This window comes from Vibrio sp. D54 (assembly GCF_021728075.1).
In the GTDB taxonomy this organism is placed as follows: domain Bacteria; phylum Pseudomonadota; class Gammaproteobacteria; order Enterobacterales; family Vibrionaceae; genus Vibrio; species Vibrio alginolyticus.
Genome location: NZ_JAKKCS010000011.1, coordinates 154,374 through 168,248, shown reverse-complemented (window position 1 = coordinate 168,248; position 13,875 = coordinate 154,374). Strand labels below are relative to the sequence as shown.

Here is a 13,875-nt window from a genome sequence, read left to right as displayed (position 1 = left end):
GGGCTTGGATGGAAAACGCCCTTATTAACGCCTTATCGGGTCTGGGGTTTTCGTCCGAGTCGCTGGTCATGTTTGTGCTTATCGGCATGAATCTGAAGTACCAAATCGCCATCAATAAACAGCTTACTCAAGGGCTGCAAGATGTGCGCGAAAGCGTGTTGGTGCTCACGGCCAAACAGACAGATTAAAGAGTATTTATCATGACAGATTCAGTTAAACCGCTTCCAACGGGAAGCACGGATAAAAAAGTCGAGCACATTGCCGACTATCTAGAGCGCGCCATGGCAGAAGTGGCGCTTGCTGGCAATGCGCCTGACAACCTATTGCGAAACCCAAGCTTTGCGGAGTATTACAGCGCAACGCTTTCGAATGATATTTTGTATGGCCACGCGGTAGACAAAGCCAAATCTTTTAACTTCATGAAAGGCATTGCAAAACCCATTTGTCCATCGTGGAGCATTGAGGTTCAACACGGCGGCAGTATCAGTTATTGCAAAGTGAAATCCGGCCGATATGGCACAGCCGACCTACACCAAAACAAGGATGGTAACGCCGTTATGTTTGGTGGTCTTGGTATGACGGGTAACGGTGCCAATGCGGTGTTGTTCCAAGAGTTTGATACGCCAACGCTGATTGAAGATGGCGAGCAAAACTACTACGCCTATGTGCGCTGTTGTCAGGCAGGTGGCCCGCAAAAGATTCGCTTTGGTATTTGTGATTTGGACGGAGACGGCAACGCAACCAGTATCCGAGCGTCACGCACCATTGAACTTCCGGCGGGTTTGTACGACGTAAAAGAGTTCTGGCTTGAAATCCCAAGTCTGGCCGAAGGTGGAGCGACCATTAACTATCGTAAACGTGCGTTTTTCATCGAAAGCGCCGCGCGGGGTGTGTTGTCCGTGGAAGGTGCAGGGGTGTACTACGGCAAAGCCGGACAAGTGCCAAAACTCAATTACACCAATCAAGGCATCGGAAAAGAGTTCATTATCACCAAGAAGTTCTCAAAAGCAGACCCAACCTTTTTCCTACCTTGCGTTGAGGGCTGCTACCCAATTGATAAACACCTGTCGTTTATCATCATGGGCAACCAAGGCTTTGAGTTTGAATTCCAAGCGCGGGACACCGATTTCAGCTTGGGCGATGATGGCACCGTCACGATGTCGAACATTGGCATGGTGAGCTCAACGGCAAACGCGCAGGTTCGCGGCTTCTTTAGCCAAAACCTATACATGAACTTTTTCGATGTCGCGCTGCCGTTAGTGTAAGCAATGAAAGCCACGGCAAAAACCGAACCTTAACGATAAGGTTCGGTTTGTTCACGTTTTTATATGAAATTAATGGCTATTATGCTGGTTTATGTTGTAAGTTCGATAGCTCATAACTAAATAAAAAGTACTATTCGGAAAGAACATGAAATTAATTTCAGTATTTAACAATAAAGGTGGAGTAGGTAAATCAACTCTTACTTATCATTTGGGTGCAGCTCTCGCTGAAAGGGGGGTGAAAACGCTTCTTGTAGATTTGGACCCACAATCAAACCTAACTCTTTATGGCTTAACAGAAGAGCAGCTAGAAAAGATTTGGATGAGTGAAGATGACTTTATAGAAGATTTTTCAGCAGCTAAGAATTCTATGAGTAGTGATGAGTTCATCGAATTTCAATCTAAATACCATTCAATTCATTACCTATTAAAACCTGTCGAAGATGGTGAGTCAGATGAAAAAACACTTCCACCACCTGTTCCTCTTAATAATAACCTCGGCTTAATACCTGGACGACTAACTCTGCATATGTTTGAAAACAAAATTTCCAAACAATGGAGTGAGGCGTTTCTTGGCGAGCCTCAAGCTCTTCGTACAGTTACGGCAATACGTAAAAAGTGTGAGCAGTACGCAACGGAGCATGGCTATGAAGTTATCTTAATTGATACATCGCCAAGCTTGAGCGCTCTCAATAAAGTAATAATCTCAAATGCAGACGCATTTATGATTCCTTGTGCTCCAGACATGTTTTCTGACTATGGTATCAAAAACATTGGCAATGCGCTAAATGCTTGGAAGCGTGAGTTTGACACAATGTACGGTCTGCTTACTGACTCTAAACGAAGCTATTTTCCGGCTAGCTTTGTACAACTTCTTGGTTACACGGTCTACAACGCGAAAAAGCGTAGTGATGCCTCCAATGAGTTAGGAATTGCACTGGCTCATTATAACTACGCCCAGAAGTTACCGGAGACCATTCAAAAGCACGTGCCAGATGGTTGTTTTGCATTAGGTTTAGAATCGTTTCAGCATTCAATGGGAAACAATGCTGTTATATATGGACATGGAACACTGCCGACCATGGCTCAGAAGTATAGAGTTCCTATGTGGTCGGTGCCAGATCAAGCAGACCTGGGAGGGGACAAACAAACAATCAGTGGTAATAAAGCGAAGTTTTATTCAACAAAAGACAACTATTTGCAATTAGCCGACGATATATTGAATCGTCTAAGCAAACTATAGGTAGAGGTGCTTCATAATGAATCAAGAAGAAAATTTTGAAGGTATTCAAAAAAAACTTGAAGAAAAAATGCACTTCTATGAGCTATTACATGACAAAATTATTTCACTGATTAACAGAGACCCGGTGTTCAAGAAATATGTTCATAGCTATAAGTCACGCTTTAAAGACATAGAACACTTACGCGAAAAAATAGCACGTAAAAACGAAGCTGACTCCCAAAAACCAGAAGAGGAACAAAACGGGCCAATAACTCCTGAAAACGTAACTGAGCGCATTACAGATATCTGTGGCATAAGAATCCTTCACCTGTATCAAAATCAATTTTCTCAGATACATCAACGCCTAATGTCTTTGGTTGAGACTGGTGAACTTGCTTTATATGAAGACCCTAAAGCATATACCTGGGATCCTGAGTTCGAGGCATACTTTAAAGAGCTAGATTTAGAAGCTGAGCTGAAAGAAAGCTTCTATACAAGCGTTCATTATGTTTTTAAACCTAGAGCCGATAGTGATATAACTTGTGAACTACAAGTTAGAACGTTATTTGAAGAAGTATGGGGTGAAATCGACCATACATTCAATTACCCAGTACCTTCGGATAGTATCGTTATACAAGAGCAATTAAAGGTTTTAGCTCGACTAGTAGGTGCAGGCACGCGTCTTTCGGACTCAATTTTCCGCTTGAAAGAGCACAACTAATCTACTTTAACTTAGATTTACTAGGAACCCATTCGGCGGCTTTCATTCGACGGCCGCCACGAAACGGTAAGACGTTTTCCTTAGCAGGATAAACCTTGGGATACTCAAAGTGTCCGTACATTTCCACAAACTGACGATGTTCGTCACGCCAGAATACAAAGCTTTCCAGTTCTTTAGGGCTGAACTCACGACCAGATGGCGTGATTAACACCGCACGTTGCTCACAAACCCGAAAACCAGACCAACGGATGTCATTAGGCAAATAGCCAAGTGATTTGATGAGTAGAAGTTTTTCCGCCATTGGATTCACCGGAACGGTGCCATCTAACCAACGAACAACCGTCGGCTTGGTAACGTGAAAAAACTCGGCGCCTTGCTTAAGGGTTTTAAATTCGCGCCAGAATAGAGTGCAGAATGATTCGTGAAACATGACAACGCTCGCAATTTGATGAACAGACTAAAATTATTTTTTTCTTGTTTTTTCGCCTTAACCGAACGCCTCATAATGTGGCGGTAAGAGTATTGGGCGAGTTTTGTAGATTGCGGGAAACAATCGCCAGTAATAGTACAAACGACTTAAACGTTTAAAACTCACAAAATTAAAATTTACGGCTTGGTTATCAGACACTTATGAAAGGCTTAATCAAAGAGTTAGACTTTGTTAACAAAACACCCCTTGGTGCGCATTATATGTGTTATGTTAAATCACATATAGCCGTACGCTAAATGTTGTCTGAGTATGCTCCTATTCCCCTGCAGATTTTAAATTTAAGGGCCTTACGGTGAGCATTAAACATAATGGTTATTTACCATAAAATACTTAATATAGATCTTAATAATCTATCGATTGTTAAGATCTATATTAACGCCTTTTTACTTATTGAAATGACTGTATAGCTTCAAAGATATCTTGTCTTCTAACTGGCTTGGAAATGAATCCGTCCATACCGGCATCCAGGCATTTATCTCTATCGCTTTCTAGCGCATGTGCAGTTAACGCTATAATTGGGGTCCTGAAACCTTTATCTCGAATAAGTCTTGTTGCGGTAATTCCATCCATCACCGGCATCGAGACATCCATGAGAATCAAATCGATTAAATCCTCATTCTCCTCTAAAAATGTTAATGCCTCTGCTCCATGGCTTGCGATATGAACATTATGGCCAAGCTTATTTAAGATAAGCTTTATTACGAACTGATTCGACTCGGTATCTTCTACGACGAGAAGTTCCATTGCTTTTGACGGTTGATTGGTTTCGATTCTAACTGGACGATTTTGATTGCAACGAGTCAAAACTGGAATCGAAATCGTAAAGGTTGAACCTACATGCTCGTCACTTTTAACGGCAATCTTGCCACGCATCATTTCAACTAAATGCTTGGTTATTGCGAGTCCCAGTCCTGTACCACCAAAGCGTCTCGTGATGGAACGGTCTCCTTGATGAAATGCCGTAAACAAGTGCTCTTGCTTTGCTTTAGATATACCAATTCCAGTGTCAGATATTGAGATCACAAGTTCAGCATCTTGCTCAGATACAGAAACTTTTACTTCACCTTCGTCTGTAAACTTTATTGCATTCCCTATTAGATTAAACAGGATTTGAGATAACCGCGTGGAGTCAATCCAAAATTGTTTGTCATTAGTGACAGTACAGTTGAGTTTAAATTGGAGATTTTTCTTCTTAGCTATTTGTTTTTGCTGAGAAATAACAAAAGTGACAGTGTCTCTTAAATTAATCCATTGTTCATTGAGCTGAAAGCGACCTGACTCGATTTTAGAGAGATCAAGAATGTCACTGATTATCGCGAGAAGTAACTCTGCAGAGCACTCCATTTGGCTCAACGCATCAATTTGTTCTTCTGACAAGGTTGATTGCTTCAGTATATCTAGCATTCCAAGAACGGAATTTAAAGGGGTTCTTATTTCATGGCTCATCATCGCTAAGAACTCCGACTTAGAGCGGTTCGCAAGCTCTGCTTCTTCTCTTGCTTTAGCGAGCTGAGTTGTTCTTACCTCAACGATACGTTGTAACTTCTCTTTGGTCTCGATATCAATGACCGCCCTTTCAATTAAGGGACGAAACCGCCTCAAGGTTTCCTTATTCTCTATGCTAAAGTGCCCTTTCTGAGCTCCAATAAGTAGGATTACGGTTTGCGTTACTTCTGAACGTATACCAGTTAAAACGACCGAGTTTACATGGCTTTTTATAAAGCTGTTTAAGTTAACAAACTCAGCGAGTTTATCTGGCTCGAACAGTAGAATGCATTCACCATTGAGAGCTCTTTGATAGGTGTTACCGTGTAACCAGGATACATTATCAAATACGCTATTAGTTGATATCAATGTCTTGAAGGGATATCGTTCACCATCACGAGTCAGTACAATAAAATCATCGAAGTTGATGTACTTTTTGAGGACATTGTTTAATCCCGTAAATATCTCATGCCGATTCTTTGCCTCACTCATCGCAGATATCGCGGAAAGAATGGCCTTGTTTTCATCGGCGAGTAGTCGTTCTCTTTGTCTAGCCTGCTTTAGCTCAACTAACGCTTCTTGAAGCGCTTCCTGTTGATATATGTCTAAGTATTTATCTTTCATAAGGTTTATGGAATATAGCCGATGAAATCATCAGGTTTCCATGTCCATTCTCACCACCAATAAATCTACCTTGCTCGCCGAAAGTAAAAGGGCAAATAAAAGGCAAATGTTCTAGTTCTTGGTTAATTTGTTCACAAACGCTATTCATGTCTTGCATTAAGTGCAACATGGGACCTGCGCAAAAGATATTTATCACTCCAATTTTTCGAGACTCTTCTAATTTTTGGTTAAAAGCGGCATTGACGACTTTTGCAGCGCGCGCAACGAGATGCTCACGACTTCCTTTCATTAATGTGAGCTCGTCACCCTCTTCTATTCGTGTAAACAACTCGATTCCACCATCTTGCGTCTCACGGATCGGATGGGATAACTTGTAATATGGGCGATCATAGAGGTGACCTGCGATCCGCCCTAATGGATAAGCACTCGAGTTTGTAAACAGCATATTATCTTTACCTACTTGGTTATCCTGGTGATTTGTCCACCTTCTATAAACATTGAGCGCAGGTTCGTTATCAATTTCAAGTAAGCATCTATCGTTGGTCTTGGTTGCAACACCTTTGATATTAGTTGGTGTATGCCCAGCGCTAAAAGCGATATCAACAGGTTGAGAGGAGTAAAAGAGAGTTAAGCTTAAACCTGAAGTTTGAGAGCCTTGGGCGGTTATCACAGACCATTTCCCAGCGATGTTATTATCAGCGGCCGAACCACCAATAATTGGAATTAGAGTTCCAAATCTTTCATCTATAGACGCAATGATTGATTCCTCTTGCCCTGGTGTAGCATGAAGTAGAATTAAGTTTGGTACCTCTCCTACACGGTTTGCATTCTCAAGGGCCATATCCAAAGCCTTGGTGACGCTGTCACCTGAGTTGTGATTAGAAATACCAGTACCATAAGCATGAGGACCTGTATCATAAACAGCAAGTGCCGCAATTACTGGGCCTGTATGAAAGCCCTGATCTGTCATTACGGCTTGACATGAACTGGCGCCATGAAAAGGCACACTAGGAAAATGCGCAAGAAACGCTTCTCGAATCAACTCGAAATTGTATTCTTCCGTGTAGTAACACATCACGTAAGACAAGTTCTGTTGTGTCAATTCGGATCTGAGCGTTTTTATCGCTGAGTCTTCATCTTTAATATGAGTAAAAACTGATTGGCAATGCATACGATTTTATAATTGGATATCACTCTGCTGTTATACCATTCCAACCAATTTTCTCTAGGTAAGAAGGTGTTAATTTCATTAATAAGTTACGATTATCTCGTGATAGATCGTATTTATAATTGAACTACAACAATGTTTTCACCTTTTTTAAAGGTGATTTTTTTCGATTCAGGCATGATGTCCCATTCTACTGACTTATGCTTCTCGTTGAGATTGATAAAATTACCAGATTGATTTAGATCAATTTTTAGAGTGCTACTTTCTGTCGTTTCGAGCGAAATTCCCATTGAGTCACGATTAATCGTGATTATTTCTCCTTCAATTGTTACATCGCATCGTTCTTTTTGTGAACAGTCAACGCTATTAACACTCTCGTGTGTAAAGGTACGCCAGAAAAATGCGCCTATTAAGACACTGAGCATGATTAAGATTTGTGCAAGTCGCGCCTTTGTTAACTTTTGTGCAGGCATAATTACTAATATCCTTGTTACAAACTTCAAACTTTTTAAATAAAAAATGATTTCCAGAGGTCCAGTAAGGTTACTACCCTGTCATTGAATTGTTAATTCAAGTATAGTGTCACGCTGAAAATGCCACTTTTTATTAAAGTCAGCAATGGAAATAAGGTGATGATAACACTTGAATTCTAGAGTTTACTTGGGTGGTGTTACGACGCAAGTCGTGTTGGAAGTAAAAGTGTAGTTAATTAGAAATTGGAAGCATGCAAATGAGCCAAGTAAAGCAGCTTGAACAAAACTACAACTATACAGTCGTTCGCCAATTTACCCTTGTGACCATTTTATGGGGCATAGTTGGTATGGCTGTTGGTGTTTTGATTGCCGCTCAATTAGTTTGGCCACAGCTAAACTTTGATACGCCGTGGTTGACGTACAGTCGCTTACGTCCACTGCATACTAATGCGGTAATTTTTGCGTTTGGTACCAGTGCTCTGTTCGCAACGTCTTATTATGTTGTACAGCGCACATGTCAAACACGTCTTTTTGGTGGCCCACTCGTTGCCTTCACCTTTTGGGGTTGGCAAGCAATCATCCTGGCAGCAGCCATTACTTTGCCTCTCGGTTTAACGTCGGGTAAAGAGTATGCTGAGCTAGAATGGCCTATTGATATCGCAATTGCGCTAGTATGGGTATCATATGCGGTGGTGTTCTTCGGCACACTAGTGAAGCGAAACACGTCACATATTTATGTGGCAAACTGGTTCTTCGGTGCCTTTATTATCACAGTAGCAGTACTTCACATCGTGAACAGCATGGCTATTCCTGTGTCACTTGGTAAATCTTACTCGATTTACTCGGGCGCAGTGGATGCGATGGTTCAGTGGTGGTATGGACACAATGCGGTAGGTTTCCTACTGACCGCTGGTTTCCTAGGTATGATGTACTACTTCGTTCCTAAACAAGCTGAACGTCCTGTTTATTCTTACCGTCTATCTATCGTTCACTTCTGGGCACTTATTTCTCTATATATTTGGGCAGGCCCTCACCACCTTCATTATACAGCGCTACCAGACTGGACTCAGTCTCTAGGTATGGTTATGTCGCTGGTTCTATTTGCTCCTTCTTGGGGTGGTATGATCAACGGTATTATGACGTTATCTGGTGCATGGCATAAGCTTCGTTATGACCCTATCCTACGTTTCCTAATCGTTTCACTGTCGTTCTACGGTATGTCTACCTTTGAAGGCCCGATGATGTCGATTAAGACGGTTAACGCACTTTCTCACTACACAGACTGGACCATTGGTCACGTTCACTCTGGTGCGTTAGGTTGGGTTGCGATGGTTTCTATCGGCTCTGTATATCACTTGGTACCTCGCCTATTTGGCCAAGAGCGTATGTACTCTGTTGGTCTAGTTAATGTGCATTTCTGGCTAGCAACAATCGGTACCGTTCTTTACATCGTTGCGATGTGGATCTCTGGTGTAATGCAAGGCCTTATGTGGCGCGCGGTTAACTCTGACGGTACGCTAACTTACAGTTTTGTTGAATCTGTAGAAGCGTCTTATCCGTTCTACTTTGTACGTTTCCTAGGCGGATTTATCTTCCTATCTGGTATGTTCCTAATGGCATACAACACGTACAAAACGGTAAGTGCACCTAAAGAAAGCCTAAAAGCTATCCCACATCCGGCATAAGGAGATTTAAGAATGAGTAATAATTCTAATAATCGCCATGAAATCTTAGAACGTAATGTCGGTTTGTTGGCTATTTTTATCGTGTTTGCTATCAGTTGGGGTGCTCTTGTAGAGATCACTCCTCTGATTTTCCAAAAGCAAACGACTGAACCTGTAGAAAATCTGCGCGCTTACACTCCTTTGGAGATGGAAGGCCGTGATATCTACATCCGTGAAGGTTGTAACGTCTGTCACAGCCAGATGGTTCGTCCTTTCCGCTCAGAGACTGAACGTTACGGTCACTACTCTGTTGCTGGTGAGAGTGTTTGGGAACACCCATTCCTTTGGGGCTCTAAGCGTACAGGCCCGGATTTAGCTCGTGTTGGTGGTCGTTATTCTGACGAATGGCACCGTGTTCACCTGTTAGATCCTCGTGAGCTTGTACCTGAGTCAAACATGCCAGGTTTCCCGTGGCTAGCTGAAAACGTTTTAGACGGTAAGCTAACTCAGAAGAAACTTGAGCTATTTCGTGATCAGTTCGGCGTTCCATACACTGATGAAGAGATCGCGAATTCGGCTAAAGAAGTAGAAGGTAAAACAGAGATGGATGCAATCATCGCTTACCTTCAGTCTCTTGGTCATGCAATGAAGTAAGGGGATCATATGGATTTCGGTACAATTCATAGTATTTATACCGTTGTACTCTTCGCTAGTTTTATTGGCATCGTATGGTGGGCATTTAGTAAAAAGCGTAAAGCACGCTTTGAAGAAGATGCCAACTTGGTGTTTGCTGACGAAGAACAAAAGACCCCTAATAACCAAGGAGTGAAGAAGTAATGACTACATTCTGGAGTCTCTGGATTATCGTGATTACTGTCGGTACGCTAGTAGGCTGTGCGATTCTCCTGACTTGGTGCGCTAAAGATAAAATGGGCGTCGAGGAAGGGGAAGACATGGGCCACGAGTACGATGGTATTCGCGAGCTAAACAACCCTCTACCAAAGTGGTGGACTTACCTGTTTGTAAGCACATTTGTGTTCGCAGCAGTTTACCTTGCCCTATTCCCAGGTCTAGGTAGCTTCAAGGGCTTTTTAAACTGGCAGAGTTCGGCTCAAACCGTTCGCTCACTAGAAGAGTCAAAAGAAGCCATCGCTGCAGCACAAGAGAACAAGCAACTAAACCAATATGCAAAAGAACTGGATGATGCCGACGCTTACTTCGGCGAAGCATTCCGTAAACTTGCGCACAATGACAGTGGTCTACGTCCAATTCCTGAAATTGCGCAAGATCCTGAAGCATTAAAAGTTGGTCAGCGTTTGTTTTTGCAAAACTGTTCTCAATGCCATGGCTCTGATGCACGTGGTCAGAAAGGCTTCCCTAACCTGACTGATGATGCATGGCTATATGGTGGCGAGCCAGCAGCGATCGTTACAACCATCATGCACGGCCGTATTGGTCAAATGCCAGCATGGAAAGATGCCCTTGGTGAGCAAGGTGTTCAAGAAGTTGTAAGTTACACACTTAGTCTATCTGGTCGTAAAGTAAATGCTCGTGAAGCCGCGGCAGGTAAAGCACGCTTCGTAGTGTGTGCAGCTTGTCATGGTACCGATGGTAAGGGTAACCCTGCAGTCGGTGCGCCTGACCTTACAGACCAAGACTGGTTATTTGGTGACTCTCGTGCAGCTGTAACAGAAACCGTAATGAACGGACGCTCAGGCGTAATGCCTGCGTGGAAAGACATTTTGGGTGAAGATAAAGTTCAGCTCGTTGCCTCATATGTCTGGAGTTTAAGTAACTCAGAGAGTAAGTAACTGAGATATTACGTAACATAGCAATAACAGCCCCTTTCATAGGGGCTGTCTTTCCTTTAAATTTAACGCCTTACATTTTTTTCATTTAGCTGTTGAGAACTTTTTTATGGTAAAGCCTTGGTATAAACAATTTTGGCCGTGGTTCCTAATCATCCTTCCTCTTACTGTCGTAGTTTGGACTGTGATTACTGTGGTCGTTTTCTCGAACAACTCTGTTTCTTTAGTCGCCGAGGATTACTATAAAAAAGGCAAAGGCATTAATATCGACATTAGTAAAATGAATGTCGCTCGTGACCTAGGTCTTAACGCTGAGATTTCCTCTGAAAATAACAATGTTGTGATTGTTTTCGCTAAAGGGAAGCTACCTCATTACCCTGCTCTAACGGCCACTTTCACTCATCGTACTCTTCCTGATCGTGACTTCACAAAGCTTGTAACAGCGGATGCATCTGGTAATTACCGACTAAATGCTGAGGAACCTATTCAAGGACCATGGTTTGTTGAACTACAACCACACGACAAGCAATGGATGATCCAAGGTAAAGTTGAGTTTCCTGCCTCTTCAACACCGTTAATGAAGTAAGCATATGTGTAAATCCTGTTATCACTGCGGTGAAGATGTACCAGCCAACACGGATTTCAAAGTAGAAATATTGGGTGAAATTCGCGACATGTGTTGTCCGGGCTGCGAAACTGTGGCGCAGACTATTGTCGATAGTGGTCTTGTCTCATATTACCAATACCGCACTGCGCCTGCAGAAAAGGCAGATCTAGTACCAGAGCAACTCCAAGCTTTAATTCATTATGACAATGCGGATGTACAATCTGAATTCGTACGAAATCGCGAAAATGTTTCTGAAGTAACCCTTTCTTTGGAAGGCGTTTCATGTGCCGCTTGTGCGTGGTTAATCGAAAAGCAAGTTTCCAATACAGCCGGGTTGGTATCTATCCGTGTTAATACAACCACCAATCGAGCGTTACTAGCCTGGGATAAAACTCAGGTACGGTTAAGCGAGCTCCTTTCCGTTATTCATAAACTTGGTTACAAAGCTGCACCTTTTGAAGCAGATAAGCAAGAAGCCTCTTACCATCGAATGATGAAGCAATATCTATATCGGCTAGGTATTGCAGGTTTAGCAACCATGCAGGTCATGATGCTCGCCGTTGCACTGTATCTCGAAGTCTTTGGTGATTTAGAGCCAGAGTTTAAAAGTTACTTTCGTTGGGTAAGTTTGATTTTTGCTACTCCTGTTTTGCTTTATTCCGCTCTTCCATTTTACTTAAACGCATGGCGCAGTATCAAAGGCCGAACCCTTGGTATGGATGTCCCGGTTTCTATCGCGTTGATCTTTGCCTATGTTGCAAGTTTAGTTGCAACAGTAACTGAACAAGGCGAAGTCTTCTTTGAATCTATCTCGATGTTTACCTTCTTTTTGTTAGTAGGTCGATTCTTAGAGATGCGAGCTCGTCGCAAAGCTGCTGCAGCGAGTGGTAACCTTCTTAAGTTGATTCCTGCAATTGCTACAACGCTGGACGGTGATCAGATCCCCGTGAAGACGCTAAAAGTTGGCGATCGTATTCGCGTTCTACCTGGTGAACATATCCCCGCTGACGGTAAAGTTATTTCAGGCCGTATTCATATTGATGAATCCATGCTAACGGGTGAGTCAGTGCACGTTGTGAAACGAGAAGGCGATATTGTTTATGCGGGAACGCTAAACGGAGACGAATCATTTGAACTTGAGGTAGTAAGCTCAAAGGCCGATTCAATGATTTCTAACATCGTGCGTTTACAAGATGAAGCTCAACACTCCAAACCTAAAATTGCGGAAATTGCAGACATTGTCGCCCGTTACTTTGTTGGTGTGATTCTTATTATCTCTGCTGGTACTTGGTTTTACTGGCATCAAACAAAACCAGATGATGCGTTTTGGATCATGCTGTCTGTGTTAGTCGCTACGTGTCCATGTGCGCTATCTCTGGCTACACCGACCGCACTCACTTGTGCTACCTCTAGAATGGGTAATTTTGGCATTTTACTTCGTAAAGGCCATGTGTTTGAGACACTATGTAAGATCAACCACTTAGTTGTAGATAAAACAGGCACTCTAACGAAAGGTGATATTGAGATCTGTGAAACAAAGGTACTTAGTGATCTCCCACAGAAAGATTGTCTATCACTAGCTGCAGCTTTAGAGGCTCATGCAAACCACCCTATCGCTCGTTCTTTTGCAACTTTTACCAATGATGACTTTATCGTGTCTGATGTGCAAAACGTGATTGGGTCAGGGATTGAAGGGATATGGAATGGCAAAATCGTTAAGATAGGTAGTGCTGCTTTTGTTCAAGGCAAAGAAAGTGATGAAAACCAGGCGGTCTATCTGTCGGTTGATGGCAAGCATGTCGCTAGCTTTTACTACCGCGACCCTATCCGAAAAGAAAGCAAAGCCTTTGTTCAACGTTTTGCTGACGCTGGAATTAAGACAACCCTGCTAACTGGTGATTCTCTCTCAAACGCCCAACCAGTGGCGAATGAAATTGGTATCGATCACATCGTCGCGTCAGCAAAACCAGAAGATAAGCTTGCATACCTTAAGAGCTTGGACGAAAACAGTATCACTATGATGGTTGGTGATGGAATCAATGACGCGCCGACTCTCGCCGGAGCTCACCTTTCTGTCGCAATGGGCGGTGGTACAGATGTCGCTAAAGCTTCTGCAGATATGACGTTACTTGGGGATAATCTCGAAAAGCTACTAGAAGCACGTTTGCTTGCACTGCGTACAAGAAAGATTATTCGAGAAAACTTGGCTTGGTCTTTGGGTTACAACCTGTTAATTTTGCCTTTGGCGGTCGCAGGTTTAGTGGCTCCCTACATTGCAGTAGTTGGCATGTCTGCAAGCTCAATTATCGTTGTATCTAACTCTTTGCGCCTGCTCAAAGAGAAATAAGTAG

General features: G+C 42.7%; 14 protein-coding genes. 10 read left to right on the top strand and 4 right to left on the bottom strand.

The genetic code is table 11. From position 1 onward, the window contains the following. Nucleotides 1-8: 8 nt before the first annotated feature. The 4 genes from L3V37_RS15640 (at nt 9) to L3V37_RS15625 (ending at nt 3,205) form a co-directional block, all read left to right on the top strand. Nucleotides 9-188, top strand: coding sequence for a hypothetical protein (locus L3V37_RS15640; RefSeq protein WP_017636135.1), 180 nt, complete (start codon nt 9-11; stop codon nt 186-188). Nucleotides 189-200: 12 nt separating this feature from the next. Beyond that, nucleotides 201-1,265: a hypothetical protein gene (locus tag L3V37_RS15635; protein ID WP_237306572.1), complete on the top strand. Its 1,065-nt coding sequence runs from the start codon at nt 201-203 to the stop codon at nt 1,263-1,265. A gap of 145 nt (nt 1,266-1,410) precedes the next feature. Continuing rightward, the gene (locus L3V37_RS15630; RefSeq protein ID WP_237306571.1) at nt 1,411-2,505 is read left to right on the top strand and encodes a ParA family protein; all 1,095 of its coding nucleotides are present in this window, start codon (nt 1,411-1,413) and stop codon (nt 2,503-2,505) included. Between the two features lie 16 nt (nt 2,506-2,521). Continuing rightward, a complete protein-coding gene (locus L3V37_RS15625) occupies nt 2,522-3,205 on the top strand; it encodes a RelA/SpoT domain-containing protein (protein WP_237306570.1) in 684 nt (227 codons plus the stop codon). A 1-nt stretch (nt 3,206) separates the two neighbouring features. Here the strand turns inward: L3V37_RS15625 and L3V37_RS15620 are convergent, their stop codons facing one another. The 4 genes from L3V37_RS15620 to L3V37_RS15605 form a co-directional block, all read right to left on the bottom strand. Next, complete coding sequence (locus L3V37_RS15620) at nt 3,207-3,635, bottom strand: phage protein (protein ID WP_237306569.1); 429 nt, start codon at nt 3,633-3,635, stop codon at nt 3,207-3,209. A gap of 447 nt (nt 3,636-4,082) precedes the next feature. Beyond that, entirely contained in the window at nt 4,083-5,804 is a 1,722-nt protein-coding gene (locus L3V37_RS15615; RefSeq protein ID WP_237306568.1) for an ATP-binding protein, read from the bottom strand. Continuing rightward, nucleotides 5,794-6,975 carry an FIST signal transduction protein gene (locus tag L3V37_RS15610; RefSeq protein WP_237306567.1) on the bottom strand — a complete coding sequence of 394 codons (1,182 nt, stop codon included), beginning with the start codon at nt 6,973-6,975 and terminating at the stop codon, nt 5,794-5,796. The genes L3V37_RS15615 and L3V37_RS15610 overlap by 11 nt, the downstream gene beginning before the upstream one ends. Before the next feature lie 113 nt (nt 6,976-7,088). Continuing rightward, entirely contained in the window at nt 7,089-7,445 is a 357-nt protein-coding gene (locus L3V37_RS15605) for a hypothetical protein (protein WP_005377473.1), read from the bottom strand. A 257-nt stretch (nt 7,446-7,702) separates the two neighbouring features. Between L3V37_RS15605 and ccoN the strand changes: the two genes are divergently transcribed. The 6 genes from ccoN (at nt 7,703) to L3V37_RS15575 (ending at nt 13,871) form a co-directional block, all read left to right on the top strand. Beyond that, nucleotides 7,703-9,130, top strand: a complete 1,428-nt coding sequence (gene ccoN, locus L3V37_RS15600; protein WP_005396488.1) for a cytochrome-c oxidase, cbb3-type subunit I — start codon at nt 7,703-7,705, stop codon at nt 9,128-9,130. A gap of 12 nt (nt 9,131-9,142) precedes the next feature. After that, nucleotides 9,143-9,763, top strand: a complete 621-nt coding sequence (gene ccoO / locus L3V37_RS15595; RefSeq protein ID WP_005377475.1) for a cytochrome-c oxidase, cbb3-type subunit II — start codon at nt 9,143-9,145, stop codon at nt 9,761-9,763. A 9-nt stretch (nt 9,764-9,772) separates the two neighbouring features. Continuing rightward, nucleotides 9,773-9,946, top strand: a complete 174-nt coding sequence (locus L3V37_RS15590) for a CcoQ/FixQ family Cbb3-type cytochrome c oxidase assembly chaperone (protein ID WP_005377485.1) — start codon at nt 9,773-9,775, stop codon at nt 9,944-9,946. Further along, nucleotides 9,946-10,920: a cytochrome-c oxidase, cbb3-type subunit III gene (ccoP, locus tag L3V37_RS15585; protein ID WP_005377487.1), complete on the top strand. Its 975-nt coding sequence runs from the start codon at nt 9,946-9,948 to the stop codon at nt 10,918-10,920. Before L3V37_RS15590 ends, ccoP begins: the two co-directional genes overlap by 1 nt. 106 nt (nt 10,921-11,026) lie before the next feature. After that, complete coding sequence (locus L3V37_RS15580) at nt 11,027-11,503, top strand: FixH family protein (RefSeq protein ID WP_237306566.1); 477 nt, start codon at nt 11,027-11,029, stop codon at nt 11,501-11,503. Nucleotides 11,504-11,507: 4 nt separating this feature from the next. Then, nucleotides 11,508-13,871, top strand: a complete 2,364-nt coding sequence (locus tag L3V37_RS15575; RefSeq protein WP_237306565.1) for a heavy metal translocating P-type ATPase metal-binding domain-containing protein — start codon at nt 11,508-11,510, stop codon at nt 13,869-13,871. The last annotated feature ends 4 nt before the right edge of the window (nt 13,872-13,875 follow it).

Excerpts from the sequence above, each read along its gene's own strand:
- L3V37_RS15640 (WP_017636135.1), top strand. The coding sequence starts at position 9 with ATGGAAAACGCCCTTATTAACGCCTTATCGGGTCTGGGGTTTTCGTCC.
- L3V37_RS15635 (WP_237306572.1), top strand. The coding sequence starts at position 201 with ATGACAGATTCAGTTAAACCGCTTCCAACGGGAAGCACGGATAAAAAA.
- L3V37_RS15630 (WP_237306571.1), top strand. The coding sequence starts at position 1,411 with ATGAAATTAATTTCAGTATTTAACAATAAAGGTGGAGTAGGTAAATCA.
- L3V37_RS15625 (WP_237306570.1), top strand. The coding sequence starts at position 2,522 with ATGAATCAAGAAGAAAATTTTGAAGGTATTCAAAAAAAACTTGAAGAA.
- L3V37_RS15620 (WP_237306569.1), bottom strand. The coding sequence starts at position 3,635 with ATGTTTCACGAATCATTCTGCACTCTATTCTGGCGCGAATTTAAAACC.
- L3V37_RS15615 (WP_237306568.1), bottom strand. The coding sequence starts at position 5,804 with ATGAAAGATAAATACTTAGACATATATCAACAGGAAGCGCTTCAAGAA.
- L3V37_RS15610 (WP_237306567.1), bottom strand. The coding sequence starts at position 6,975 with ATGCATTGCCAATCAGTTTTTACTCATATTAAAGATGAAGACTCAGCG.
- L3V37_RS15605 (WP_005377473.1), bottom strand. The coding sequence starts at position 7,445 with ATGCCTGCACAAAAGTTAACAAAGGCGCGACTTGCACAAATCTTAATC.
- ccoN (WP_005396488.1), top strand. The coding sequence starts at position 7,703 with ATGAGCCAAGTAAAGCAGCTTGAACAAAACTACAACTATACAGTCGTT.
- ccoO (WP_005377475.1), top strand. The coding sequence starts at position 9,143 with ATGAGTAATAATTCTAATAATCGCCATGAAATCTTAGAACGTAATGTC.
- L3V37_RS15590 (WP_005377485.1), top strand. The coding sequence starts at position 9,773 with ATGGATTTCGGTACAATTCATAGTATTTATACCGTTGTACTCTTCGCT.
- ccoP (WP_005377487.1), top strand. The coding sequence starts at position 9,946 with ATGACTACATTCTGGAGTCTCTGGATTATCGTGATTACTGTCGGTACG.
- L3V37_RS15580 (WP_237306566.1), top strand. The coding sequence starts at position 11,027 with ATGGTAAAGCCTTGGTATAAACAATTTTGGCCGTGGTTCCTAATCATC.
- L3V37_RS15575 (WP_237306565.1), top strand. The coding sequence starts at position 11,508 with ATGTGTAAATCCTGTTATCACTGCGGTGAAGATGTACCAGCCAACACG.